Origin of the sequence: Serratia sp. CY84636 (assembly GCF_052166245.1) — a bacterium.
GTDB classification, from domain to species: Bacteria; Pseudomonadota; Gammaproteobacteria; order Enterobacterales; family Enterobacteriaceae; genus Serratia; species Serratia nevei.
In genome coordinates this window covers 374,771-400,526 of record NZ_JBJNOX010000006.1, presented here as the reverse complement: position 1 = coordinate 400,526, position 25,756 = coordinate 374,771, and the positions used below count along the sequence as shown (strand labels likewise).

The following is a 25,756-nucleotide window of genomic DNA, read 5'->3' as shown; positions in this document are numbered from 1 at the left end:
CTCGTAGTTCAACAAGTTGCCAGGCGCAGACGCCGGGCCGTTACAAAAAAAAATCCCTCCCGCGTCGTTAGCCCGACGAGAAAGGGATTGATACCCTGGATAATTGGAGTTGCATCAAGACGGCCAGAACGGGAATCCCCAGGAGCTTACTCAAGTAAGTAACTGGGGTGAACGCACGCAGCCAACACAGAGGCAACTTCAAGTATGACGGGTAATTCGATGTTTGTTTCGGTGCTACCGATACGGCAGATTATGGCCGCATTTTATCCATGCTTCAAGGGGGCCGATATCGCCCCCCTGAAGAGGGCGGTTACTCGTCTTCCAGATACGTGTAGCCGTACAGGCCGGCCTCAAACTCTTCCAGGAACTGCGCCTGCAGCTCGCTGTCCAGATCGGTTTCTTTGACCTGATCGCGGAATTTGGCCAGCAGCGCACTCGGATCGAGCTGCACGTACTCCAACATGTCCGCCACGGTGTCGCCCTCGTCGGACAGTTCGGTCTCGACGCTGCCGTCCGGGAACACATACACGTCAACCGAGGCGGTATCGCCGAACAGGTTGTGCATGTTGCCGAGGATCTCCTGGTACGCACCGACCATGAAGAAGCCCAGCGCCGGCGGGTTCTCCGGATCGTACGGCGGCATCGGCATGGTGGTCGCCACGCCGTCGCCGTCGACATAGTGGTCGATGGTGCCGTCGGAGTCGCAGGTGATGTCGAGCAGCACCGCGCGGCCTTCCGGCGGCTTATCCAGCCCTTCCAGCGGCAGCACCGGGAACAGCTGATCGATACCCCAGGCATCCGGCATCGATTGGAACAGCGAGAAGTTGACGTAGAACTTGTCCGCCATGCGTTCTTGCAGTTCGTCAATGATCGGACGGTGCGCGCGGTTGCTCGGATCGAGCTGCTGCTGGATCTTGTTGCAGATGTTCAGATACAGCTGCTCGGCCCAGGCACGCTTGGTCAGATCCAACATGCCGTGCGCGTATTGGGTATGCACGTCGTGCAGATCCATCTGGCTGTCGTGCAGCCATTCGCGCAGCGAGCGGCGGTTCTCCGGCTCGTTCATTTCCAGCCAGGTTTCCCACATGCTTTCCAGCGCGCGCGGCGCGTCGGCTTCCGGCGGCAGCGGTTCGCTGAATTCGTTGCGTTCTACGCCGATCACGTTGGAGACCAACACCGTGTGGTGCGCGGTCACGGCGCGGCCGGACTCGGTGATCACCGTCGGGTGCGGCAGGCCGTGTTCGTTACAGGCGTCGCCGATGCCCCAAATCACGTTGTTGGCATATTCGTTCAGGCCGTAGTTCACCGAGCAGTCGGACTGCGAGCGGGTGCCTTCGTAGTCGACGCCCAAACCGCCGCCCACGTCGAAGCACTGAATGTTGACGCCCAGCTTGTGCAGTTCAACGTAGAAGCGCGCCGATTCGCGCACGCCGGTGGCGATGTCGCGAATGTTGGCCAGCTGCGAGCCCAGGTGGAAGTGCAGCAGTTGCAGGCTGTCGAGACGGCCCGCTTCGCGCAGGGTCTCTACCAGCTTCAGCACCTGCACCGCCGCCAGGCCGAACTTGGATTTTTCGCCGCCGCTCGACTGCCATTTGCCGGAGCCCTGCGAAGCCAGACGCGCACGCACGCCCAGGCGTGGTATGACGTTCAACCGTTCGGCTTCTTCCAGCACCAGGTTGATCTCGGACATCTTCTCGATCACCAGGTACACCTTGTGCCCCAGTTTTTCCCCGATCAGCGCCAGGCGAATGTATTCACGATCTTTATAGCCGTTACAGACGATCACCGAGCGGGTCATGCCGGCATGCGCCAGCACCGCCATCAGCTCGGCCTTGGAGCCGGCTTCCAGCCCCAGCGGTTCCCCGGAGTTCACCAGCGACTCAATCACGCGGCGATGTTGGTTCACCTTGATCGGATACACCAGGAAATAGCCGCCCTGGTAACCGAAGGACTCACGCGCGCGTTTGAACGCGGCGTTGATCGAACGCAAGCGATGCTGGAGGATCTGCGGGAAGCAGAACAGCGCAGGCAAACGCTGCCCGTCTTGCTGGCGCGTTTTCACCAGTTCTGCCAGATCGACGCGCGCCTGCGGGACATCCGGGTCCGGGCACACGCTGATATGGCCCAGCTCGTTGACGTCATAGTAATTGTTGCCCCAGTAGGCGACGTTATAAGTGCGCAGCATCTTGCTGGCATTACGATCATTCATGGCAACCTCCTGCATGGAGCGCAAAGATAAAGACTCGCCCGCAACCGGCGGGCGGTGAATCAACAGATCATCAGACATGGTTCGCCTCACATTCCGCACTGACGAAACCGTCAGCCACTATCGCAGCTACAACCCGCGAGAACAACCCAACAAGCCGCGCTGGCGGCAGCGAAGAGAACTGCCGTTCGCGGTCAGCGATCGGTTTATCACTCATATAATTGTAAGACACCCTGTTCAAACCTCGTGAATCGGGCCAAGAAACATCCCACAGGAAGGCTGCAGGCTACCCTTGTTCAGTTCTTCAGACGACCGTTAGCCGGCCCGAGAATCCTGAGTAGCGGCCAAGTGTTTATCGCACCTGGTAAGTGACAGAGAGACAAGACGGGAAATAGCAGAAGAATGTGCGCCAGAACGGCACTGCTGTTGGGAGCCAACAACCGGTAGACAACGGATCATTAATCCAACCACCTCCACGCGCGCCGTTCGGAGTGAACGACCCAGCCTCTAAAATAGTGTAAGAACGTGACCGTTCGATGAAGCGGCGGCGCTCACGGCGAACGCCTGCGACGGATAATAGCGCAACGCCGGCGAATGCAAAGCGGAAGTTTATCGCACCTTCCCCACCGCCAATCGCCGTACTGTGCAGCAAATGAACCGCGCGCGCAGTTTATACCGGTAAGCAGGTGAAAAAGCAAAATGAAAATTCGCCGAAAACTGTTTCAAGCGATGAAAATGGCGCCAACCCGTTTGCGCAAAAGAGCGAAAGCGCAAAAAATTACTGGCAATCTGGCTAAACCCTGACCTAAAATAGACGTCCAGATGTTAATCCATCTATACTGGTTAACTGATAAACTGCTTAACGGCTTTGCCTGAGGGGCGTTGCAGGATGCATCTCGCGCCATCAGCGGAAGACCCTTCGCTTTGATGCCGGATCTCCAGCGCTGTGCAGTAATTTCTAACCCGTCTTATGCAAGGTAAAGAACACAATGGCTAAACACCTCTTCACGTCCGAATCCGTCTCCGAAGGACATCCCGATAAAATCGCCGATCAGATCTCCGATGCCGTCCTCGACGCCATCCTGGAACAGGATCCGAAAGCGCGCGTCGCCTGCGAAACCTACGTGAAAACCGGCATGGTGCTGGTCGGCGGTGAAATCACCACCAGCGCCTGGGTCGATATCGAAGAGATCACCCGCAAAACCGTACGCGAAATCGGCTACGTTCATTCGGACATGGGCTTTGACGCCAACTCCTGCGCAGTATTGAGCGCCATCGGCAAACAATCCCCGGATATCAATCAGGGCGTTGACCGTACCGATCCTCTCGAGCAGGGCGCCGGCGATCAGGGCTTGATGTTTGGCTACGCCACCAACGAAACCGACGTGCTGATGCCGGCTCCGGTGACCTACGCACACCGTCTGGTGCAGCGTCAGTCCGAAGTGCGCAAAAACGGCACCCTGCCGTGGCTGCGTCCGGACGCGAAGAGCCAGGTAACCTTCCAGTACGACGACGGCAAAATCGTCGGTATCGACGCCGTGGTGCTGTCCACTCAGCATTCCGAAGACATCGCGCTGAAAGATCTGCAAGAAGCGGTGATGGAAGAGATCATTAAACCGGTCCTGCCGGCGGAATGGCTGACGGCGGGCACCAAATACCACATCAACCCGACCGGCCGTTTCGTTATCGGCGGCCCGATGGGCGACTGCGGTCTGACCGGCCGTAAGATCATCGTCGACACCTACGGCGGCATGGCGCGCCACGGCGGCGGCGCCTTCTCCGGTAAGGATCCGTCCAAGGTTGACCGTTCCGCGGCTTACGCGGCGCGCTACGTGGCGAAAAACATCGTCGCCGCCGGCCTGGCCGATCGCTGCGAGATCCAGGTGTCTTACGCTATCGGCGTAGCGGAACCGACCTCCATCATGGTGGAAACCTTCGGTACCGAGAAAGTGCCAACCGAACAGCTGACGCTGCTGGTGCGCGAATTCTTCGATCTGCGCCCATACGGCCTGATCCAGATGATGGATCTGCTGCAGCCGATTTACCGCGAAACCGCTGCCTACGGCCACTTCGGCCGCGAGCACTTCCCGTGGGAAGCGACCGACAAAGCCGCGCTGCTGCGCGATGCCGCCGGCCTGAAATAAGCCCCGACATCAACATGAAAACGGCGAGCCTGGGCTCGCCGTTTTTTTTAAGCGGATGGGTGCTCCCGGATCAACGCAGCGACTTGCCGGCAAGCGGAGGCAAAGCCCCCGCTGCCGGGTTGCCTTACCGTTCGGATTCGTAAGCCAAAATGGCCGCAACCTCCGTAGTGCCCGATCGGATCCGCAGCTCACACAGCGTGCTGCGAGTTATCCATGCCAGTGATATTACCGTGGCACAAATAACCACCAATTTTAACAGGCTCCGTTTGTTCGGCATCATGCCTTCTTCTCCTTGCCTCGCGGCGGGTAAGAGGCTAACTTAACGTTGTCACGCGTTAGAGTAGGCCTCGGGTTGATGGATATCGACTCGGGGCTTTTCTCTTTATCTCTTTCGCACGGGCTCCAGAGACAAAGATCCAGAGCACCCGCCCGCAGTATATTCATCTCACCACCACGCCACGTGTTCCTTTTCGCACGCAATATCGTTTTTGCGCAACCGCTCGCAGTGCCTTGCAACACCCTGAAAAATAAAAAAAGGCTCAGCGACGCTGAGCCTTTGAGGGCAGAAAAAGCACGGCGAGACGCCGATTACGACGTCTGCTTACGCAACAGATAAACGAAGTACGGCGCACCGATAAAGGTCGCCAACAACCCGGCGGGGATCTGGTACGGGAACAGCAGCATCCGCCCGCACCAGTCGGCAAACACCATCAGCAAGCCGCCCAGCAGCGCGGCGATCACCATCTGCGGCAGCGCACGGCGGAAGCCCAGCATGCGCGCCATATGCGGTGCCATCAGCCCGACAAAGCTCAACGGCCCTACGGTCAGGGTCGCCATGGCGGTCAGCACGGCGGCCAATAAAAGAATGGTCAACCGCGCCGGCGTCAGTGCAATGCCCACCGAACGGGCGGTGGCGCCGCCGAGCGGCAGGATGGTCAACCAACGGCGGCACAGCGGCGCCAATACCATCAGGCCGGAGGCCACCAGCGCGGTACGCAGCGCCTGCGCCGGCTCCACCGAATAGGTCGAGCCGGAGAGCCAGGTCAGCAAGCCCCCCATACGCGGATCGCCGCTGGCCAACAGCAGGAAGATGACAGTGGTAAAGGCGGTGCTGAGCGCGATACCGGCGAGCAGCATACGTTCCGTCGAGAAACCGCCGCGACCTGCGGCGATCATGATAATAAGCAGCGTCGCGGCCGCCCCCAGGCTGCCGGCGGGCAGCAGCCAAACGAAGGCGTCGCCCGGCACCATAAACAGCATCATCACGACGCCAAAAGCGGCGCCGGAACTGATGCCCAACACTTCCGGGCTGGCCATCGGATTGCCGGTCAATTTCTGGATCAGCGTGCCGGCGACCGCCAGCATCATGCCCGCCGCCAGCGCCGACAGCACCCGCGGCCAGCGCCACGGCAGCAAGGAGTCCAGTTCCGCCCCCAGGCTCCAGTGCCAGCCTCCGGCATTTTTGCCCAGCATCAGCGCCAGCGTCAGGCCGATCAGCAGTACAAGGCCCCCCACCAGGATCCAGGCAGGCAGATTCCCGCGTTCGGCAGGCACCTTGTCGCCGAGGTTCATCGGCGGCGGCGCGGCGGCGCTGCGCAAACGCGGCAGCAGCCACAGCAGCAGCGGTGCGCCGAACAGCGCGGTGGCCGCGCCGGTCGGGATCTCACGCCACACCTGCGTCACCCCGATCATCACCTGATCGGTCAACCACAGCAGCAGCGCCCCCAGCAACGGCGCCAGCATCATGCGGTGCGCCAGGCGGCGCGCGCCCAGCATCTTCGCCATCAGCGGCGCAAACAGGCCGATAAAACCGATAACGCCCACCGCACTCACCAACATGGCGCTGAAGATAATGGCCAGCCCCAGAGTGCAGAAGCGCGCCATCGACAGCCCCAGCCCCAGGTTACGCGCCACGCCATCGTCCAGCCCCAGCAGCGTCAGCGGGCGCAGCAACAGTGCCGCCAGCAGGCCGGCCACCAGCAAACGCGGCAGAATGAACTGCACGGCGCTCCAGTCCTGTTGGTTCAACGCGCCAGTGCCCCACAGGAACATGCCCTGCAGCTGATCGTAATGAAACAGCGCCAACAGGCTGTTGACCGCGCCGCAGTACAGCCCCAGTACCAGCCCGGCCAGAATCAGCGTGACCGGCGACATCCGCTTGCCCCAGGCGACGCCGAACACCAGCCCGCCCACCACAATCGCGCCCACCATAGCGGCCAGCTGGCGAGTGAATTCGCCCACCGGCAGCACCCACAGCGTGGCAATGGTCAGGCCGAGCTGCGCGCCGGCGGCAACGCCGAGCGTCGACGGCTCCGCCAACGGATTGCGCAACACCTGCTGGAACAGGACGCCGACCAACCCCAGGCCGGCGCCGGCCAACAGCGACACCGTCAACCGCGGCAGCAGGCTGTAATGGAACAGCATTTGCCGCACGTCGTCGATGTCCGGCGCGCTGAGCGCCCGCATCCATTGCGCCGGCGGCAGCTGCTGCGCCAGGTTGTATATCGTCAGGCCGCCTGCCGCCGCCAGCAACAGTAGGATCAGCGTCAGTGGTAATCTCCGGATGCACGCATTCATGCCGCACTCTCCTGGGCCTGCGCCAACAGGCGGCAAAACCGCATCGTCGACAGCGTGGCGCCGTAGAACCACACCGCCGGCACCTGCCGCAGTTGGTTTTGCCGCACAAAGGGCAACGACTGCCACAGCGGCGTCGCGCTGACCTTGTCCATCATCGCCTGATTACCGTGATCGAGATAGATGACCCGGGCATTACGCACCGTAGCCAACCGTTCAATCCCCACCACCGCCGTGCCCCAAAAGTCGGTTTGCTCCTGCCAGGCATTGCGGATGCCCAGTTGGTCCATCGCTTCCTGGAACAGGCTTTTCTGGCCGATGATCAACGCATGGCGCGTGTCGATCAGCGAAAACAACAGCAGCGGTTGCCGGGTATAGCTTTGCAGGCGCTGACGCGCGTCCTGCATAAAGCCGTCGAACTGCGCCAGGTGGTTTACCGCCCGGCTTTCTATGCCCAACCGCTGGCCCAGCGCTAGCAGCGACTGGCGGGCGACGGTCAGCGGTTTGCCGCTGCCGTCGTTGAAGCCGAAGCTCATGGTTGGCGCGATGGGTTGGATTTTTCGCGGCGTCGGGCCATAGCCTTGCGACAGCAACACCAGCGAAGGCTGGAGCTGCTGCAGCAGTTCGAGGTTAGGTTCGGTGCGCTGACCGACGTCGACCACCGTCGCCGGCAGCTTCGGCTCCGCCACCCACAGGTTGTAGTTATGCACATCGGCCACCGCCAGCGGCGTCACGCCCAATGCCAACAGCAGTTCGATCGGCAGCCATTCCAGCGCCGCAACGCGCGCGATATCCGGCGGCGCATCCGCCGCCCGGCCGGGCAACGAGCCCAACAGCGGTGACAGCGCCAGCGCCATCAACAAACGGCGGCGCAGCGGATCGTGAGAAGAAGTGAATGCAGAAGACATCAGTAGACAAAACTCACCGGCGCGCCGCCGCTCGGGTGCGGCAACGTGCCCATAGGAATACCGTAAATTTGCTCCAGCACCGGCCCCTGCATCAGTTCCAGCGGGCCGCCCTGAGCGATCATTTCACCGCCGCGCAGCGCCACCAGATGATCGCAGTAGCGCGCCGCCATGTTGATGTCGTGCAGCACGGCGATCACCGTGAGATCGCGTTCACGGCTCAAACGCTGAATGAGCGCCAGCACCTCGACCTGGTGCGCGATGTCCAGCGCCGACGTCGGTTCGTCAAGCAGCAGGCAGCGGCTGTCCTGCGCCACCATCATCGCCAGCCAGGCGCGTTGGCGCTCGCCGCCGGACAGGCTGTCCACCAGGCGGTTGGCGAACGGCTTGAGCCCCACCAGTGAAATGGCCTCTTCGACCAATTGGCGATCGTTGGCGCCAAAACGCCCCAGCGCGCCGTGCCACGGATAGCGGCCGACGGCCACCAGCTCGCGCACCGTCATGCCTTCCGCCGCCGGCAACTGCTGCGGCAGGTAGGCCACCTGGCGGGCGAAGGATTTGCTGTCCCACTGCGCCAACGGCTGCCGATTGAGCAGTACCTGGCCACCGCTGGGGGCTTGATGCCGCCCGAGCAGTTTCAACAGAGTGGATTTACCAGAACCGTTATGGCCGATCAGGCCGCAGACTTTGCCCTGGGGAAAACTGAGCGACAGCGGTTGCAACAGCACCCGGCCGGGGACGGCGAAGCTGGCGTTATCCAGCGCGAAGGTCGCGCCGGGATTAAGAAGTTTGTCCTGCATAGATCCTGCTTTGTCCGGGGCGACGCGGCGCCGCCCCGGCTATCCGGTTAGAAACGGAAGGTTGCGGTGGCGACCACCTGGCGTTCTGCGCCCCAGTAGCAGGCGTAGTCGCGGTAGCAGCTCGACACGTAGGTCTTGTCGAACAGGTTGTTGATGTTGACGCCCACGGACGAGCCCGGCAGGCCAAAGCGCGCCAGATCGTATTTAATGGTAGCGTCCACCAGCGTGTAATCCGGCACCTTGAAGGCGGAATTATCGCTGTTGAAGCTCGAGCTGGAGCCGACGTAACGCACGCCGGAACCCAGCGTCAGGCCGCTCACCGCCGTTTCGTGGAAGGTGTAATCCGCCCACAGCGAAGCCATGTGTTTCGGCACTTCGACGGTCGGTTTGCCCTGATAGGTGTTGTCCTTGGTGTACTTCGCATCGGTATAGGTATAGGAGGCGATCAGGTTGACGTTGGCATTCAACGCCGCCTTGGCTTCCAGCTCCACGCCGCGTGAACGGATTTCGCCGCTCTGCACGCTGAACTGCGCATTGCTCGGGTCCGGCGTCAGGTTGTTGTTCTTGGTCAGCTGATACAGGGCGCCGGTCAGCACGATTGGGCGATCCTTCGGCACGTATTTCACGCCGGCTTCATACTGCTTGCCGATCGACGGCTTGAAGGTGCTACCCCCTTGCGTCGTGCCCAGATTCGGTTCAAACGATTCGCTGTAGCTGAAATACGGCGTCACGCCGTTGTCGAACAAGTAGTTGAGGCCGCCGCGCCAGGTGAACTGACGATCGGTCTGCTGGCTCGTCGAACTCGCATCGCGGTTATAAGCGGAAGTCTTCGCCCAGTCATAGCGCCCGCCCAGCGTCAACAGCCACTGGTTCCACTCCCCTTGCTCCTGCACATACAGGCCGGTTTGCTCCTGACGGTTCAGGTAATGGTAGGGGAAGTTGATATTGACCGCGTCATTCCCGTATTGCGGATTGGTCATGCTCAGACCGTCCGCAGAGCCAAATGCGGCATTGATATCGTTACGCATGCGCATGTAGTCCACGCCGAACAACAGCGTGTGGTCGATATCGCCGGTTTTCACCTTCGCCTGCGCCTGGGTATCCACAGAGAAATTGTTCAGGTGTTCTTTCGACTGGACATAGGCGCGATTAATCGTCGTCGGCGTCGCCGCAGAAACGCCGCTGCCATAGATGCTCTTCATGTCGGTTTCCAGCTGCATATAGCGCAGATTCTGGCGCACCGCCCAGGTATCGCTGAAGGCATGTTCGAAGCTGTAGCCGATCATCCGCTGTTTGCGGGAGGTGTAGTTGCTGGCTTCGCCTTCGTTGAAATCGGTCGGCAGCTTACCGCCGTTCGGCAGCGGAATCAGCGTGCCCTGCTTCGGCAGCCAGCCGTAATAACCGGTATAGGGATCGTTTTGAATGTTGGCCAACAGCGTGAAGTTGGTTTTGTCATCCGGACGCCAGCTAAAGGACGGCGCGATCGCATAGCGCTTCTCTTTGCTCATGTTCTGCTGCGAATCGCTGTCTTTCGCCAGGCCGGTCAGGCGGTAAGAATAGATACCCTGATCGTCCAGCGCGTCGCTGAAATCGAAACCGGTCTGGAACAGGTTATCGGTGCCCATTTTGAACTGGATTTCGCGCAGCGGCTCGGTGGTTGGCCGCTTGCTGACCATCGAGACCAAACCACCCGGGTTGCTTTTGCCGTACAGCACCGAGACCGGGCCGCGCAGCAGCTCGGCGCGCTCGAGGAAATAAGGATCGATGGACGCTTCGCTGTAGTTGTCGCCCAGCAACCGCAACCCATCCAGATACTGGGTGGTGTTGGTGGCCGGGAAGCCGCGGATCGCCACCGCATCATAGGTCGTGGAGCTGCCGCGGCTGGCAAATACGCCCGGCGCATAGGCCAGCGCGCCCTTCACCGTATCCGGCTGACGCATGTCCATCTCTTCACGCGTCACCACGGAAACAGACTGCGGGTTCTTCTCGATCGGCGTATCGGTTTTGGTGCCGGTGGCGCTGCGTTTGGCGACATAGGTGCCGACCGGCCCCCAGGCGCTTTCCTGCTGGGCGGTATTGCTACCGCCCACAACGGTAATCGTGTCTTCCTTGGCGGCCGGCTTGGCGTCGGCGGAAAAAGCCGGCATCGCCAGCGTGCCCAACGCCGCAGCGACGGTGATCGCTAACGCGCTGACGGGGGTACGGCCCTGCTTGGCCGCGGATGATGAAAGACGCTTGGTCGGCATAGTTGATTTCTCTGATGAATAATTAAATGACGAATGTAAACGATAATAATTATTATAAGCGTCGCATTTTATGCAGAAGCCAAATTAAACTGCAAGCCGAATTCATAGGGCAAATAGGTTAAGGATTAGGCGCTTAGCCATGCGGTTAACAGGGAAATAAAACGAGCGGAAAAATAAAAAAGCCCGCAACCAAGGTTACGGGCTTAATAACAAAGAAAAAATTTTCACCGGGGCCGACGCCCCGGTAGCGATTACTGGCCGAACATATCCTTGATCCAGCCGGCGACGCCATCGCCATCTTTTTGCTCACCCGCCGCCGGTTGCTGCTGTTGCTGCACCGCTGCCTGGCTGGCCTGGCACAATCCCTGCGGATTGTCGGTCCAGACCGGGATGGTGCGCCAGCTGCCGCCGCCGCAGATAAAGTTGCCGGCAGAGTCGATGTTCATCTGGTTAATGCCTTCCGGCGGCTGCAGCATCAGCGGCAGCGGCGTCTGGTTTTCCAGATAACGGCGATACAGGGTCAACGCGCCGTTGGCGCCGGTCAGCTTGGCCGGGCCGTTGTTGTCGCGCCCGACCCAGGCGATCGCCACTTCCTTGCCGTCGATGCCGGCGAACCAGCTGTCGCGCAGATCGTTGGTGGTACCGGTTTTCGCCGCCAGGTTGTAGTTCGGGAACTTCACCGACAGCGAGCGGGAAGTCCCGCGCGCCACGCCCTGCTGCATCGCGTACAGCGTCAGGTAAGCGGCCTGCGCCGGCACCATGCGTTCCGCCTGCGGGAAGCTCTGGTACAGCACCGTGCCGTCTTCGGCGATCACCGAACGCACCGCCGACAGCGGCGCACGGTTACCGCCGCTGGCGATGGTCTGGTACTCCTGAGCGACTTCCATCGGCGTCAGGCCGATCGCCCCCAGCAGCATCGATGGCACCGGGTTGATCTCCGCTTTCGGGATACCCAGGCGTTGCAGCGTAGCGCTGATCTGATCCAGCCCGACCGACAGGCCGAGGTTCACAGTCGGCACGTTCAGCGAGTTGGCCAACGCATCCACCAGCATCACCTGACCGCGGAATTTACGGTCATAGTTGTTCGGCTGCCAGACGGCGCCGTTCGGCTGTTTCAGCGACAGCGGCGCATCCGCCAGCCAGGTGTTGAGGCGGTATTTATCCGGTTCGGACAGCGCGGTCAGGTACGTCGGCGGCTTGGCCAGCGAGCCGACCAGGCGGCGCGCCTGCATCGCGCGGTTGAAGCCGGCGAACTGCGGGTTAGCGCCGCCGACCATGGCGCGCACTTCACCGCTGAAGCGATCGACGATCACCATCGCCGCTTCCAGATCCTGCAGGTGACGCGCGGCGCGCAGCGCCGGGATGCCGTCTTCGACCGCTTTTTCCGCCGCGTCTTGCGACACCGGATCCAGCGTGGTGAAGATCTTCACGCCGGACAGGTCATTGACCTTATCGCCCAGCTTGGTCTGCAGTTCCTGACGCACCATCTGCATAAACGCCGGCTGTGGCGTAATGACGCCGCCTTTCGGCTGCACGCCCAGCGGACGCGCGCTCAGCATGTCATACAGCTCGCCGTCGATCACGCCCTGGTTCTGCAGCAGCTTGAGCACCAGGTTGCGGCGCTCCAGCGCCAGTTTCGGGTTACGCCACGGGTTGTACAGCGACGCGCCCTTGACCATGCCGACCAGCAGCGCCTGCTGATCGAGGCTCAGCTCGTCCACCGGACGGCCAAAGTAGTACAGGCTGGCCAGCGGGAAACCGCGGATCTGGTCGCTGCCGCTCTGGCCGAGGTACACCTCGTTCAGATACAGCTCCAGAATGCGGTCCTTGCTGTAACGGTAATCCACCAGCAGCGCCATATAGGCTTCGTTAGCCTTACGCCACAGCGAACGTTCGTTGCTCAGGAACAGGTTCTTCACCAGCTGCTGCGTCAGCGTACTGCCGCCCTGCACCGCACGCCCGGCGGTCAGGTTGGCCAGCACCGCACGGCCGATGGAGTAGGGGCTGATGCCGTCATGCTCATAGAAGTGGCGGTCTTCCGTGGCGATCAACGTATCCACCAGCAGATCCGGGAAACCGGAGCGCGGCACGAACAGACGCTGTTCACCGTTCGGCGACTGCAGCATGGTGATAAGACGCGGATCGAGGCGGAAGAAGCCGAAGCTGCGGCCGCTGTCCAGGTTTTCGATCTTCGCCAGACGATTGTTCTGGAAGTCGAGACGGGCGCGGATCTGCCCCTCTTTACCATCCGGGAAGTCGAACGGGCGGCGCAGCATCTCAATGCTGTTGGCCTGCACGGTAAACTCGCCCGGACGCGTCATGCGGCTGACCTGGCGATACTGCATGCCTTCCAGCAGGTTGACCATCTCCTTCTTACTGTACGGCATACCCGGTTCCAGGTTGACCATGCGGCCGTACACCGCCGCCGGCAGTTGCCAGACTTTACCGTCGATACGGCTGCGGATCTGGGAATCCAGGTAGACGCCATAGATCGCCAACAGGACGGCGATCACCAGGATCAGTTTGATAAACAGGCCGAGCCAGCGGCGTTTTTTACGCGGCGGAGTCGCTTTTACCTTACGCGGCATGCGTTCCTCCTCCTCTTCATACTCATCATCGTCATACTCGTCTTCTTCGTAATCGTCATAATCGTCGTCTCGGCGACGGCGCGGCGGCTTGCGCGACGCGGTGCTTTTTGGTTGTTTTCCTTTGCGCCCGATGGGCTCGCGGTCATCCCCAGCCATGGCTGTTGTTCTCCGAGCTTGCCGACACTGCCGGCCATGATTAGTCGCTTAATCTGTGCCTACGCCGCAGCGCTGACCAGAAGAAACATCTGAATTCCAAACCTTAAATGATCGCGACCTACTGATATTTCTTCGTTCGGCGCGTCGGTACCGCCGTGGCCGGATCGTCCGGCCAAACGTGTTTCGGGTAGCGGCCCTTCATCTCTTTTTGCACCTCGCGATAGGCGCCTTGCCAGAAGGCCGCCAGATCGCCGGTGATTTGCAACGGCCGGTGCGCCGGTGAGAGTAACTCAAGCACCACCGGGATGCGACCCTCCGCCAGCATCGGGCTGCGCTGCTCGCCGAACACTTCCTGTAAACGCACCGCCAGCGCCGGCGGTTTGCCGGCCTCATAACGGATCGGCAGGCGGCTGCCGGTCGGCACAGTGTAATGAGTGGGTAGCGCATTATCCAGCCGCTGCTTTTGCTGCCAATCCAGCAGACGGGACAGCGCCTCGGCGATGTTGACCTGCTTCAAACCGCGCAGATCGCGCACGCCGTTCAGCGACGGCAACAGCCACTGCTCCAGCGCCGCCAGCAGGGGTTCTTCGTCCATCGCCGGCCATTCCGCCTCCGGCAGCCAGGCTTGCGCGCACTGCAGGCGCACCCGCAATTGTTCGGCGGCGCCCTCCCAGTTGAGCACCGCCAGCCCCTGTGCGCGCACCCAATCGAGCAGCGCCTGCTGCAGCTCTTCATCCGCCGGTTTGGCCAGCGGCTGGGCGCGCAGCGTCAGACGGCCGATCTGCTGGCGCTTCCAGGCGCGCAGCGTGCCCTTCTCGTCATCCCACTCCACCGCCGTGCGCTGCGTGACGATCGCCGGCAGCTGTGCCGCCAGCGCGTCGATATCCACCGGCAACGCCAACAGGATACGCGCATCGGGGCTGTTGTGGCCCTGCAACAGGCTGGGGACGATGAGCCAGGGCGCGCGCGACAGCGCCTCGTCCTGGTTCATCGCCGCCCCCAGACCGTTGGCCAGCAGGTAGCGGCCGTCCTGGCCTCGGCGCTGGGCGATACGATCGGTAAACGCCTGCGCCAACAGGCGCGGCGCCAGATCGACGTCGATTTGCCCCGCACGTTGCGGCAGGCGTTTGGCCAACTGCGCGGCGCGCTGCCGCCAGTTCGGTTGCGGGCGGCTCAGCCAGTAGCCGATATCCATCTGCCCGCCGCGCGGCGGTTCTTCCAGCAATGCCGCCAGCAACGCCGCCGTCGCCAGGCCGTCGGCACTCAGCGCCGCGCCGGCGACCAGCATCGCCGCCAGCCGCGGCTCGCACCCCAGCGCGGCCATCTGGCGCCCCGGGGCGGTAAGTTTGCCGCCGTCATCCGTGGCCCCCAGCCGGTGCAGCAACGCCCTGGCCGCCGCCAATGCCGCCGCCGGAGGCGCATCCAGCCAGGTCAGCTGCGCCGGATCATGGCATCCCCACTGCAGCAGTTCGAGCCAGAAGCCGGTGAGATCGCTCTGTAAAATGTCCGGTTCGGCGTGTTCCGCCGCGCGCTCCGCCTGTTCTTTGGCGAACAGATGCCAGCAAATGCCCGGCTCCAGGCGCCCGGCGCGTCCGGCGCGCTGCACCATCGACGCCTGACTGATGCGCTGCGTCGCCAGCCGCGTCAAACCGTTGCGCACGTCGTAGCGCGCCACGCGCTCCAGGCCGCTGTCCACCACCAGCCGAATGCCCTCGATCGTCAGGCTGGTTTCGGCGATGTTGGTCGCCAGCACCACCTTGCGGCGGCCAGACGCCGCCGGTTGGATCGCCTTTTGCTGCTGCGCCAAAGGCAGCGCGCCATACAGCGGGCAAAGATCGGTATCGCTCGCCACCTCGCCGGTCAATCGCTCCAGCACCCGATTGATCTCCGCCACACCCGGCAGGAACAGCAGCAAAGATCCCGGCTGTTCGGCCAGCAACCGCTTCACCGCCGCCGCTACGCCATCTTCCAGCCGCTGATGGCTGGCCAACGGCTGATACAGACGCTCAACCGGGAAGCTGCGCCCCTCGGACACCACCACCGGCGCTTCCGGCAGCAGCTGCGACAGGCGAGCGTTGTCCAGGGTGGCCGACATGATCAGCAGTTTCAGATCGTCGCGCAGCCCTTGCTGCACGTCGAGCAGCAGCGCCAGCGCCAGATCGGCCTGCAGGCTGCGTTCGTGGAACTCATCGAGGATCACCAGCGACACGCCCTGCAGTTCGGCGTCCTGCTGCAGCATGCGGGTGAGAATGCCTTCCGTCACCACTTCCAACCGGGTTTGCGGCCCGCTTTTGCTTTCGGCGCGCATGCGGTAGCCCACGGTCTGGCCGGGCTCCTCCCCCAGTTGCTGCGCCAGGCGATAGGCGACATTTTTCGCCGCCAGCCGCCGCGGCTCCAGCATGATAATGCGCCCCGGCAACCCGGCCTTAGCCAGGATCTGCAGCGGCAGCCAGGTGGATTTACCGGCGCCGGTCGGGGCGTGCAACAGCACCTGAGGAGCGGACTGCAACGCAGCCAGCAACTCATCAAGCACCGCGCTGACGGGCAATGAAGACACTGAACTCTCCGTGGTGGTTAACGTTAAACGGCGTACAGTGTAGCATTAGCTTTGTCCCCGTAGCCTTTCAAACTGCGGCGGCGTTAGCTATAGTACGGACCTCGTCCATGCGTCCCGCTTCGCGCGAGACCGTTGCAAGCCGCATCCATGTCTGTCCCGACAGATTTGTCATTATTTACCGAGCCCCCATGTCCAATTCGCGCCGCCTGTTTTTCGCCCTGTCCTTGCCTGATGCCCTGCAACAGCAGGTGATCCGCTGGCGCGCCGAGGCGTTTGCGCCGGAGGCCGGCCGGCCGGTGGTGGCGGCTAATTTGCACCTGACGCTGGCGTTTCTCGGCGAGGTCACCGCGCAGAAAGAGTTGGCGCTGCGCAAACTGGCCGGGCGCATCGTGCAACCCGGCTTCAGCATGCGGCTCGACGACCTCGGCCATTGGCCGCGCCCCGGCGTGGTCTGGCTCGGCACCCGCCGCGCGCCGCGCGGGCTGCTGCAGCTGGCCGAGCTGCTGCGTTCGCAGGCCGCCCGCAACGGCTGCCATCAAAGCGCGCTGCCGTTCCATCCGCACATCACGCTGTTGCGCGCCGCCACCCAGCCGGTGGCGATCCCGCCGGCGACGCCGGGCTGGGCGTTCAGCGCCGACGCCTTTTCCTTATATGAGTCGGTGTTCGAAAACGGCCGCACCCGCTATCAACACCTCGAACAGTGGCCGCTGGCCAAGCAGGCATCCGCATGATTTTCTCTCCACCACTGCGTTCCGCCACGCTGATCAAACGTTACAAACGCTTTCTGGCGGACGTGATCACCCCGGAAGGGGAAACCTTTACGCTGCACTGCGCCAATACCGGCGCCATGACCGGCTGCGCCACGCCCGGCGATACCGTTTGGTACTCCACCTCGGATAACCCCAAGCGCAAATACGCCCACAGCTGGGAGTTGACCCATACCCAACAGGGGCACTGGATCTGCGTCAATACCCTGCGCGCCAACGCGCTGGTGCGCGAGGCAATTGAACACAATTTAATCAATGAATTATCCGGTTACAGTAAAATCAGCGGCGAAGTGAAATACGGCGGTGAAAACAGCCGTATCGATTTGTTATTACAGGCAGAAAATCGGGTTAACTGCTATATTGAAGTTAAGTCAGTCACATTACTGCAACAACAACGTGGTTACTTTCCTGATGCGGTAACGCTCAGAGGGCAAAAGCACCTGCGTGAGTTGCTCAGCGTGGTTGAAAGCGGGCAACGGGCGGTGTTGTTCTTTGCCGTGTTACACAGCGGTATTGAGCAGGTCGCACCGGCACATCATATAGATGAGCGCTATGCGGCGCTGTTGGCACAGGTCCGGCAGTTGGGAGTGGAAGTGGTTTGTTACGGGGCAAAGTTATCACCTGACGGTATTTATCTCTGCGATAAGCTGCCGTTTTTTATCGATTAGCGCAGTCGGGTCCCTATAAATAGACAACCGGCCAGCACGATCGCCAAATACGCCCTCCTTCACACGATTGTCAAGCGGGCGACAGGAATAATTGCCAACCTACCTTCCTTCTGTTATTTATAGCGGCCTGTTTTTCCCCCGCATTGGGGATTCGATAGTGCGTGTGTATGTAGGAGAAGCAACATGCAAGAAGGGCAAAACCGTAAAACCTCGTCCTTGAGCATTCTCGCCATCGCTGGGGTGGAGCCGTACCAAGAGAAGCCGGGCGAAGAGTACATGAACGACGCCCAGTTGTCGCATTTCAAGCGCATTCTTGAAGCGTGGCGCAACCAGCTCAGGGACGAAGTGGACCGTACTGTATCGCATATGCAAGAAGAGGCAGCCAACTTCCCTGATCCGGCCGACCGTGCTACCCAGGAAGAAGAGTTCAGCCTTGAACTGCGTAACCGTGACCGTGAACGCAAACTGATCAAAAAGATCGAGAAAACGCTGAAGAAAGTGGAAGACGATGATTTCGGCTACTGCGAATCTTGCGGCGTGGAGATCGGCATTCGTCGCCTCGAAGCGCGTCCGACCGCCGATCTGTGCATCGACTGCAAGACGCTGGCTGAGATCCGCGAAAAGCAGATGGCCGGCTAATACCGTTGTTACCGCTGCGGCGTGCGCACCTGCGTGCGCCGCACAGAGAAAAGGGAACCTCTCCCCTCTGATATGCAAGAAAGTCATTATGTGGGGCGCTTTGCCCCATCGCCTTCCGGGGATCTGCATTTCGGTTCGCTGATTGCCGCTCTGGGAAGCTACCTTCAGGCTCGCGCCCAACGCGGGCAGTGGCTGGTTCGCATCGAAGATATCGACCCGCCGCGCGAAGTCCCCGGCGCCGCCGCTCGCATCCTGTCCGCGCTGGAACATTATGGTCTCCACTGGGACGGCCAGGTCATCTATCAATCCCAACGTCACGACGCCTATCGCGCCGCGCTGGATCTGTTGCAGCGCCAGGGGCTCAGCTATTACTGCACCTGCACCCGCAGCCGCATCCAGCAGATCGGCGGGTTGTACGACGGCCACTGCCGCGATTTGCAGCTCGGCCCACAGGGTGCCGCCATCCGCTTACGCCAAACCGCGCCCGTTTACGGGTTCCACGATCGCCTGCAGGGAGAATTGCACGCCGATCCGGCGCTGGCGGGGGAAGACTTTATCATTCGCCGCCGCGACGGGCTGTTCGCCTACAACCTGGCGGTGGTGATCGACGACCATTTTCAGGGCGTGACCGAGATTGTACGCGGTGCCGATCTGATCGAGCCGACGGTGCGCCAAATCGCCCTCTACCGCCAGCTGCAGGCGCCGGTGCCCGCCTATGTGCATCTGCCGCTGGCGCTGGGCGCCAACGGCATTAAGCTGTCGAAGCAAAACCATGCGCCGGCGTTGCCCGCCGGCGATCCGCGCCCGGTGCTGATCGCCGCGCTGAAATTTCTGCGCCAACCGCTGCCGGAAAGCTGGCAAGATCTTGACCTGCCATTATTATTGAGCTGGGCGGTCGCACATTGGCGGTTGGAAAACGTGCCGCGTCAGGAGGCTATCCCTCTGGATGAAAACACGCCGGCATTCTCAAAGGAGCCGTGGTGAGCTATGATTAGCCGCTATTTTTTGTTAGCTCCATTTTTATCAGTCACTATCGAGGTGTACCATTTTTACCCGAGTAGCCAACTTCTGTCGTAAGGTACTGACCCGCGATGACAAGCTGCCCCGCGACGACGCGGCGGCCGGCGATAAAAACGTAGTCCGCGAAGAGCGTGCCGCGGCACCAAGCCGCCCTGCGCCGCAGCCGCGCGCCGCCGATAACGGCAGCAACGCCCCTGCCCGCCGCTCAACGCCGCGCAAGCGTCCGCCTTTTCCTATCGCCGAGAGCAACGACTCGATGACCGTGATCCCGCGCGAACAGCACTCGATCTCCCGCAAAGACATCAGCGAAAATGCGCTGAAAGTGCTTTACCGCCTGAACAAGTCCGGCTACGAAGCCTATCTGGTCGGCGGCGGCGTGCGCGATCTGTTGCTCGGCAAAAAGCCGAAAGACTTCGACATCACCACTAACGCTACGCCGGAGCAAGTGCGCAAGCTGTTCCGCAACTGCCGCCTGGTCGGCCGCCGCTTCCGCTTGGCGCACGTGATGTTCGGGCCGGAGATCATCGAAGTGGCCACTTTCCGCGGCCACCACGAACAGAATCAGGAATCCGACAAGAACTCATCCCAGCAGGCGCAAAACGGCATGCTGCTGCGCGACAACATCTTCGGCTCGATCGAGGAAGATGCCCAGCGCCGTGATTTCACCATCAACAGCCTGTACTACGGCGTGGCGGATTTCACCCTGCGCGATTACGTCGGCGGCCTGAACGACCTGAAACAGGGCGTGATTCGCCTGATTGGCGATCCGGAAACCCGCTACCGCGAAGATCCGGTGCGCATGCTGCGCGCGGTGCGCTTCGCCGCCAAGCTGGATATGCGCATCAGCGAAGAAACCGCCGAGCCGATCCCGCGCCTGGCCTCGCTGCTGCATGAGATCCCGCCGGCGCGCCTGTTCGAAGAATCCCTCAAGCTGCTGCAGGCGGGTTACGGTTTCCAGACCTACCTGAAGCTGTGCGAATACCAGCTGTTCCAACCGCTGTTCCCGCTGATCGCCCGCAACTTCACGCCGAACCACGATACGCCGATGGAGCGCATTCTGGTGCAGGTGCTGAAGAACACCGATCACCGTCTGCAGAACGACATGCGCGTCAACCCGGCCTTCCTGTTTGCCGCCATGCTGTGGTACCCGCTGCTGGAGCATGCGCAGAAGCTGGCGCAGGAAAGCGGCCTGGCCTACTACGACGCCTTCGCGCTGGCGATGAACGACGTACTCGACGAGCAGTGCCGTTCGCTGGCCATTCCGAAACGCATCACCACGCTGGTGCGCGATATCTGGCAGCTGCAGCTGCGCCTGTCCCGCCGCCAGGGCAAACGCGCGCACAAGCTGATGGAGCACCCGAAATTCCGCGCCGCCTATGATCTGCTGGCGCTGCGTGCGGAAGTGGAAGACAATCAGGAGATGCTGCGTCTGGCCGAGTGGTGGGGCGAATTCCAGGACGCCACGCCGGCGCGGCAGAAAGCCATGCTGAGCACCCTGGGGGACGATCCGGCGCCGCGCCGCGCGCGTCAACGCCGCCCTCGCCGCCGGGCACCGCGTAAAGAAGGGGCATAATGATCCGCGTTTATATCGCGCTGGGCAGCAACCTGGCGCAGCCGCTGCAACAGGTTAAAGCCGCACTGGAGGCGCTGGAGCATCTCCCGCGCACCCGGCTGGTCACCTGTTCTTCGTTTTACCGCACCAAGCCGCTGGGGCCGCAAAACCAGCCGGACTTTCTCAACGCGGTGGTGGCGCTGGATACCCTGTTGCCGCCTGAACAGCTGCTCGACCATACCCAGGCGATAGAACGCAATCAGGGGCGCGTGCGCAAGGATGAACGCTGGGGGCCGCGCACGCTCGATCTGGACATCATGCTGTACGGCGACAAGGTGATCCATACCGAGCGCCTGACGGTGCCGCATTACGGCCTGAAAGAGCGCGAATTCATGCTCTACCCGCTGGCGGAAATCGCCCCCGACCTGATTTTCCCCGATGGCGAGCCACTCGCCAGCTGCCTCAAGCGCGTGCCGGAAAACGGCATGGCGCTGTGGCACCAGCCAAAACCCAAGTCCTGACCCACCTACAGAGCCAGCCGCGCAACGAACCCGCCCGCCGGGCGATTGGCGAAACTGACCTGTAGGCTATGCAAGCCGGCGATACGCTGCACGATCGAGAGCCCCAGCCCGCTGCCGGTTTGCTCCTGCCCCGGCGGGCGATAGAAGCGTTCTCCGAGCCGCGCCAGATGTTCCGTGGTGACCCCCGGACCGTCGTCCTCCACCGTCAGCGAACGTTCGCTCAGCGTCACGGTGACGACGCCGCCCTGCGGGGTGTAGCGCACCGCGTTATCCAGCAGGTTGCGCAATAGCAGCGACAGCAGCAAGGTTTCCCCCTGACGCGGCGGCGGCGTTCCCCGATGTTCATAGCGCAGCGTCACGCCCGCCGCATGGGCCTGCCGATCCTGCTCCGCCAGGGTCATCGTCACCAGATCGTTCCAGTCGATCGGCGCCAGTTCGGCCAGATCCGACAGCGAATCCAGCCGCGACAGCGTCAGCAGCTGATCCACCAGCCGGGTCGCGCGATCGATGCCGAGCGTCAGATTGTCCAGCGCGTGCTCGCGCATCGGCGCATCGTCCCCCGCCAGTTGCACCACTTCGGTCTGCACCCGCAGCGCCGCCAGCGGGCTGCGCAACTCGTGCGCGGCATCGGAGGTGAAACGCCGCTCCCGCACCAGCAGAGCGTTGATGCGGGTGAACAGCGCATTGAGCGCATCCACCAGCGGACGCACCTCGGTCGGCACCTGGCGCGCGTCCAGCGGCGTCGCGTCATCGGGTGCGCGCCGGCGCAAACCGGCGGCCACAGTGCGCAGCGGCCGCAGCTCCCGCCCGACCATCAGCGCGATCAGCAGCATCAGCACCGGCAGCGTCGCCAGCCAGGGCACCAGTTGGCCGGTCACCATGCCCAGCGCCATATCGCGCCGGTAATCCCACTCCTGGCCGACCACGATGCGGTAGCGCCCGTCCGGGCTGGTCAACCATACCAGGCGCCAACTGTCGTCATCGCCTTTGCGCTCGCCGTCGGTAAAACCTTCACGCTCCCCGTCAAACAGGAAGTCGGCGCCGTTCTCGCCGTCGTTGAGCAGCATCTTGCCTTGGCGATCGAAGATGGCGAACGCCAGCGCGTCGTCGTCCTGCTCGCCGCGTTTGCCGTGGTGCACCAGCTTTTTGGTTTTCGGCAGGCTGCGCGCACTTTCATCGGCCAGCAGATCGCCGAGGTTGGCGGTCGCCAGCCGTTTGGCGAACAGCATCTGTTGGGTGTCGAACACTTCGTTGATGGTGTTGCGCGACATCACCCAGGCCACCACGCTGGCGGTGCTCCAAGTCAGCAGCGCCAGCAGGCTGAAGATCAGGATCAGGCGCAGCCGCAGGCTGAGACGCTTCACGGCGCATCCCCCAGCGTGTAACCCACGCCGTGGATGGTACGGATGAAGCCGTTGCCCAGCTTGCGCCGCAGGTGGTGAATATGTACCTCCACCGCGTTGCTGCTCACCTCGTCATCCCAGTTGTACAGCTTCTCCTGAATCAACGGCCGCGCCAGCACCCGCCCCTTGTTGTGCAGAAACAGTTCCAGCACCGCCAATTCGCGCGGCGTCAGCGTCACCGGCTCGCCGTTGCAGCTCACGCTGCGGGTGGCGCTGTCGAACACCACGTTGCCGTGCGTCAGCTGCGGCATCAGTTGGCCGTGGCGGCGGCGGATCAGCGCCTGCAGGCGCGCCGCCACTTCGGCCAGCGCGAAAGGCTTGCACAGATAATCGTCGGCACCGCTTTGCAGCCCGCTGACCCTCTGCTCCAGCGCGTCTCGGGCGGTGAGGATCAGGACCGGCACGTCCTGCCCGGCCTGGCGCCACTGGCGCAGCAGATCCAGGCCGTCGAGGCCCGGCAGGCTGAGGTCGAGGATCACCGCGTCGTACGGCGCACTGTCCAGCGCATTTTTGCCGACGGCGCCGTCGGTGAACCAGTCCAGATTGAAGCCGAGTTTGGTCAGCCCGGCCTTGATGCCGTCCCCGATCAGTTTGTCATCTTCGATCAGCAAAATTCGCATGAGTATCCCTTTTGAGTCTTGGCGCCATTGCACCACAAGGTTCTTAAGAACCGCTTAAGCATGGCGATCCGCGCTACCCACCCCGATCGGGTTACAGTAGAATGACTGCACTTTTTTGCAGCCTGGGCCTGCGTACGCCGCACGGCCCGTTTCAGGAGACGTTGTGATGAAACCCACCACCGTGACCCACTTGCGCCAGTGGAAACAGGAGCAGCGCAAGTTTGCTACCCTTACCGCCTACGATGCCAGCTTTGCCAAACTGTTTGAAGAGCAAGGCATCAAAGTCCTGTTGGTGGGCGATTCGCTGGGCATGACGCTGCAGGGCCACGACTCCACGCTGCCGGTCACCGTCGCCGACGTGGCCTACCACACTCGCGCTGTGCGCCGCGGCGCGCCGGCCTGCCTGCTGTTGGCCGATCTGCCGTTCATGAGTTACGCCACCCCGGAACAGACCTTCGCCAACGCCGCCGAGCTGATGCGCGCCGGCGCCAACATGGTGAAACTGGAAGGCGGCAGCTGGCTGTGCGACACGGTGAAAATGCTCGCCGAGCGCGCGGTACCGGTGTGCGGCCACCTGGGCCTGACGCCGCAGTCGGTCAACGTATTCGGCGGCTATAAGGTACAAGGACGCGACGAACTGGCCGCCAAACAGCTGTTGCAGGACGCACAGAATCTGGAACTGGCCGGCATTCAGCTGCTGGTGCTGGAATGCGTGCCGACCGAGCTGGCGCGCCAGATCACCGAAGCATTGTCCATTCCGGTCATCGGCATCGGCGCCGGCAACGGCACCGACGGCCAGATCCTGGTGATGCACGACGCCTTCGGCATCACCGGCGGCCACACGCCGAAGTTCGCCAAGAACTTCCTGGCGCAGAGCGGCGATATCCGCACGGCGGTGCAGCACTACATTCAGGAAGTGGAGCAAGGCCTCTACCCGGCGGCTGAACACTCTTTTAACTAAGCGATGGTTCCAGGAGTCACCCAATGATTATTATCGAAACCCTGCCGATGCTGCGTCAGCAGATCCGCCGCTGGCGCCAGGAAGGCAAACGCATCGCGCTGGTGCCGACCATGGGCAACCTGCACGACGGCCATATGACGCTGGTCGATGAAGCGCGCGCCCGCGCCGACGTGGTGGTGGTGAGCATCTTCGTCAACCCGATGCAGTTCGATCGGCCGGACGATCTGGCGCGCTACCCGCGCACGCTGCAGGAAGACAGCGAGAAGCTGACCCGCCGCGGCGTCGATCTGGTGTTCGCGCCGGCCCCGGCTGCGGTCTATCCGCAGGGGCTGGACCAGCAGACTTACGTCGACGTGCCGGGCATCTCCAGCATCCTGGAAGGCGCAAGCCGGCCGGGCCACTTCCGCGGCGTTTCCACCATCGTCAGCAAGCTGTTCAACCTGGTGCAGCCTGATTTAGCCTGCTTCGGCGAGAAGGATTACCAACAGCTGGCGCTGATCCGCAAAATGGTGGCGGACATGGGTTACGACATCGACATCGTCGGCGTGCCGACCGTGCGCGCCAAAGACGGCCTGGCCCTCAGCTCGCGCAACGGCTACCTGACCGCCGAAGAGCGCAAGATCGCGCCGCAGCTGAGCAAGATCATGAACGCGCTGGCGCAGCAGTTGGCCAATGGCGAACGCCATGTCGAAGAGCTGCTGGAGCAGACCGCCGAGCAGCTGCGCGCCGCCGGCTTTACGCCGGATGAGCTGTTTATTCGCGACGCCGACAGCCTGCAGCCGCTGACGGTGGACAGCCAGCGGGCGGTGGTGCTGATGGCCGCCTGGCTGGGCAAGGCGCGTCTTATCGACAATCAGCAGGTCGACCTGACGCTGTAAGCCATTTTTTATACTATCGTCACCCTAAAACCCAGGCCATTGGTAGACAATGGCGGGGCAATCGGTGACGATAGAGATTGCAGGGATGCAGGAGAGATGTTCAACCCCAGCGCCTGTGAAGGCCGATATTCAGTTAGGTAAAGCTATGATACGTACTATGCTGCAAGGCAAGCTGCATCGCGTCAAAGTCACTCAGGCTGACTTGCACTATGAAGGGTCCTGCGCCATCGACCAGGATTTCCTGGAGGCCGCCGGCATTCTGGAATATGAAGCGATCGATATTTACAACGTGGATAACGGCCAGCGCTTCTCCACCTACGCCATCGCCGCCGAGCGCGGTTCGCGCATCATTTCGGTCAACGGCGCCGCCGCGCGCTGCGCCTGCGTGGGCGACAAGCTGATCATCTGCTCCTATGTGCAAATGACCGACGCCGACGCCCGCCAACACCACCCGAAAGTCGCCTATTTCGAAGGTGACAACAACCTGCAGCGCAAGGCGAAAGCCGTGCCGGTTCAGGTCGCCTGACGCTAAAACGGGCGCCTTACGCGCC

The 25,756-nt window shown here is 62.1% G+C and carries 20 protein-coding genes; 10 read left to right on the top strand and 10 right to left on the bottom strand.

Annotated features, from left to right (window positions below; translation table 11 throughout):
• Positions 1 to 310: 310 nt before the first annotated feature.
• Entirely contained in the window at positions 311 to 2,287 is a 1,977-nt protein-coding gene (gene speA, locus ACJ8QI_RS18835; RefSeq protein WP_055311965.1) for a biosynthetic arginine decarboxylase, read from the bottom strand.
• 908 nt (positions 2,288 to 3,195) lie between these two features.
• Between speA and metK the strand changes: the two genes are divergently transcribed.
• Entirely contained in the window at positions 3,196 to 4,350 is a 1,155-nt protein-coding gene (gene metK, locus ACJ8QI_RS18830) for a methionine adenosyltransferase (protein ID WP_033654692.1), read from the top strand.
• 124 nt (positions 4,351 to 4,474) lie between these two features.
• On the opposite strand, the gene ACJ8QI_RS18825 is transcribed toward metK, so the two are convergent.
• The 7 genes from ACJ8QI_RS18825 to hrpB all read right to left on the bottom strand — a co-directional run bounded on the left by ACJ8QI_RS18825 (position 4,475) and on the right by hrpB (position 16,176).
• A complete protein-coding gene (locus tag ACJ8QI_RS18825) occupies positions 4,475 to 4,627 on the bottom strand; it encodes a Hok/Gef family protein (RefSeq protein ID WP_004937610.1) in 153 nt (50 codons plus the stop codon).
• 311 nt (positions 4,628 to 4,938) lie between these two features.
• On the bottom strand, positions 4,939 to 6,927 hold the full coding sequence (gene fhuB / locus ACJ8QI_RS18820) for a Fe(3+)-hydroxamate ABC transporter permease FhuB (RefSeq protein ID WP_442532932.1): 1,989 nt from the start codon (positions 6,925 to 6,927) through the stop codon (positions 4,939 to 4,941).
• A complete protein-coding gene (fhuD, locus tag ACJ8QI_RS18815; RefSeq protein ID WP_038872395.1) occupies positions 6,924 to 7,832 on the bottom strand; it encodes a Fe(3+)-hydroxamate ABC transporter substrate-binding protein FhuD in 909 nt (302 codons plus the stop codon). Before fhuD ends, fhuB begins: the two co-directional genes overlap by 4 nt.
• Positions 7,832 to 8,629, bottom strand: a complete 798-nt coding sequence (fhuC, locus tag ACJ8QI_RS18810) for a Fe3+-hydroxamate ABC transporter ATP-binding protein FhuC (RefSeq protein ID WP_049200086.1) — start codon at positions 8,627 to 8,629, stop codon at positions 7,832 to 7,834. The genes fhuD and fhuC overlap by 1 nt, the downstream gene beginning before the upstream one ends.
• A gap of 47 nt (positions 8,630 to 8,676) precedes the next feature.
• A complete protein-coding gene (gene fhuA / locus ACJ8QI_RS18805; RefSeq protein WP_149571398.1) occupies positions 8,677 to 10,875 on the bottom strand; it encodes a ferrichrome porin FhuA in 2,199 nt (732 codons plus the stop codon).
• A gap of 251 nt (positions 10,876 to 11,126) precedes the next feature.
• Entirely contained in the window at positions 11,127 to 13,619 is a 2,493-nt protein-coding gene (mrcB, locus tag ACJ8QI_RS18800; RefSeq protein WP_060441048.1) for a bifunctional glycosyl transferase/transpeptidase, read from the bottom strand.
• Between the two features lie 118 nt (positions 13,620 to 13,737).
• Entirely contained in the window at positions 13,738 to 16,176 is a 2,439-nt protein-coding gene (gene hrpB, locus ACJ8QI_RS18795) for an ATP-dependent helicase HrpB (protein ID WP_336843804.1), read from the bottom strand.
• A gap of 188 nt (positions 16,177 to 16,364) precedes the next feature.
• On the opposite strand from hrpB, the gene thpR reads away from it, so the two are divergent.
• The 6 genes from thpR to folK all read left to right on the top strand — a co-directional run bounded on the left by thpR (position 16,365) and on the right by folK (position 21,343).
• Positions 16,365 to 16,907 carry an RNA 2',3'-cyclic phosphodiesterase gene (thpR, locus tag ACJ8QI_RS18790; RefSeq protein ID WP_038872406.1) on the top strand — a complete coding sequence of 181 codons (543 nt, stop codon included), beginning with the start codon at positions 16,365 to 16,367 and terminating at the stop codon, positions 16,905 to 16,907.
• Complete coding sequence (gene sfsA / locus ACJ8QI_RS18785; protein WP_004937572.1) at positions 16,904 to 17,611, top strand: DNA/RNA nuclease SfsA; 708 nt, start codon at positions 16,904 to 16,906, stop codon at positions 17,609 to 17,611. The genes thpR and sfsA overlap by 4 nt, the downstream gene beginning before the upstream one ends.
• Before the next feature lie 183 nt (positions 17,612 to 17,794).
• On the top strand, positions 17,795 to 18,250 hold the full coding sequence (dksA, locus tag ACJ8QI_RS18780; protein ID WP_004937569.1) for an RNA polymerase-binding protein DksA: 456 nt from the start codon (positions 17,795 to 17,797) through the stop codon (positions 18,248 to 18,250).
• 72 nt (positions 18,251 to 18,322) lie between these two features.
• Positions 18,323 to 19,234, top strand: coding sequence for a tRNA glutamyl-Q(34) synthetase GluQRS (gene gluQRS / locus ACJ8QI_RS18775; RefSeq protein ID WP_047729869.1), 912 nt, complete (start codon positions 18,323 to 18,325; stop codon positions 19,232 to 19,234).
• Between the two features lie 61 nt (positions 19,235 to 19,295).
• Positions 19,296 to 20,843 (top strand): polynucleotide adenylyltransferase PcnB, encoded by a 1,548-nt coding sequence (pcnB, locus tag ACJ8QI_RS18770; protein WP_071591451.1) that lies wholly within the window; start codon positions 19,296 to 19,298, stop codon positions 20,841 to 20,843.
• Positions 20,843 to 21,343: a 2-amino-4-hydroxy-6-hydroxymethyldihydropteridine diphosphokinase gene (folK, locus tag ACJ8QI_RS18765; RefSeq protein WP_019456064.1), complete on the top strand. Its 501-nt coding sequence runs from the start codon at positions 20,843 to 20,845 to the stop codon at positions 21,341 to 21,343. The genes pcnB and folK overlap by 1 nt, the downstream gene beginning before the upstream one ends.
• Positions 21,344 to 21,348: 5 nt before the next feature.
• On the opposite strand, the gene qseC is transcribed toward folK, so the two are convergent.
• Together qseC and qseB are read right to left on the bottom strand one after the other, a co-directional pair.
• A complete protein-coding gene (gene qseC / locus ACJ8QI_RS18760; RefSeq protein ID WP_087762565.1) occupies positions 21,349 to 22,707 on the bottom strand; it encodes a quorum sensing histidine kinase QseC in 1,359 nt (452 codons plus the stop codon).
• On the bottom strand, positions 22,704 to 23,366 hold the full coding sequence (gene qseB / locus ACJ8QI_RS18755; protein WP_004937550.1) for a quorum sensing response regulator transcription factor QseB: 663 nt from the start codon (positions 23,364 to 23,366) through the stop codon (positions 22,704 to 22,706). The genes qseC and qseB overlap by 4 nt, the downstream gene beginning before the upstream one ends.
• Positions 23,367 to 23,532: 166 nt before the next feature.
• Between qseB and panB the strand changes: the two genes are divergently transcribed.
• From panB to panD, 3 genes are all read left to right on the top strand, one after another.
• Positions 23,533 to 24,327 (top strand): 3-methyl-2-oxobutanoate hydroxymethyltransferase, encoded by a 795-nt coding sequence (gene panB / locus ACJ8QI_RS18750; RefSeq protein ID WP_004937548.1) that lies wholly within the window; start codon positions 23,533 to 23,535, stop codon positions 24,325 to 24,327.
• 23 nt (positions 24,328 to 24,350) lie between these two features.
• On the top strand, positions 24,351 to 25,205 hold the full coding sequence (gene panC / locus ACJ8QI_RS18745) for a pantoate--beta-alanine ligase (protein WP_141960246.1): 855 nt from the start codon (positions 24,351 to 24,353) through the stop codon (positions 25,203 to 25,205).
• Positions 25,206 to 25,350: 145 nt separating this feature from the next.
• Positions 25,351 to 25,731: an aspartate 1-decarboxylase gene (panD, locus tag ACJ8QI_RS18740; protein ID WP_004937544.1), complete on the top strand. Its 381-nt coding sequence runs from the start codon at positions 25,351 to 25,353 to the stop codon at positions 25,729 to 25,731.
• Positions 25,732 to 25,756 lie beyond the last annotated feature (25 nt).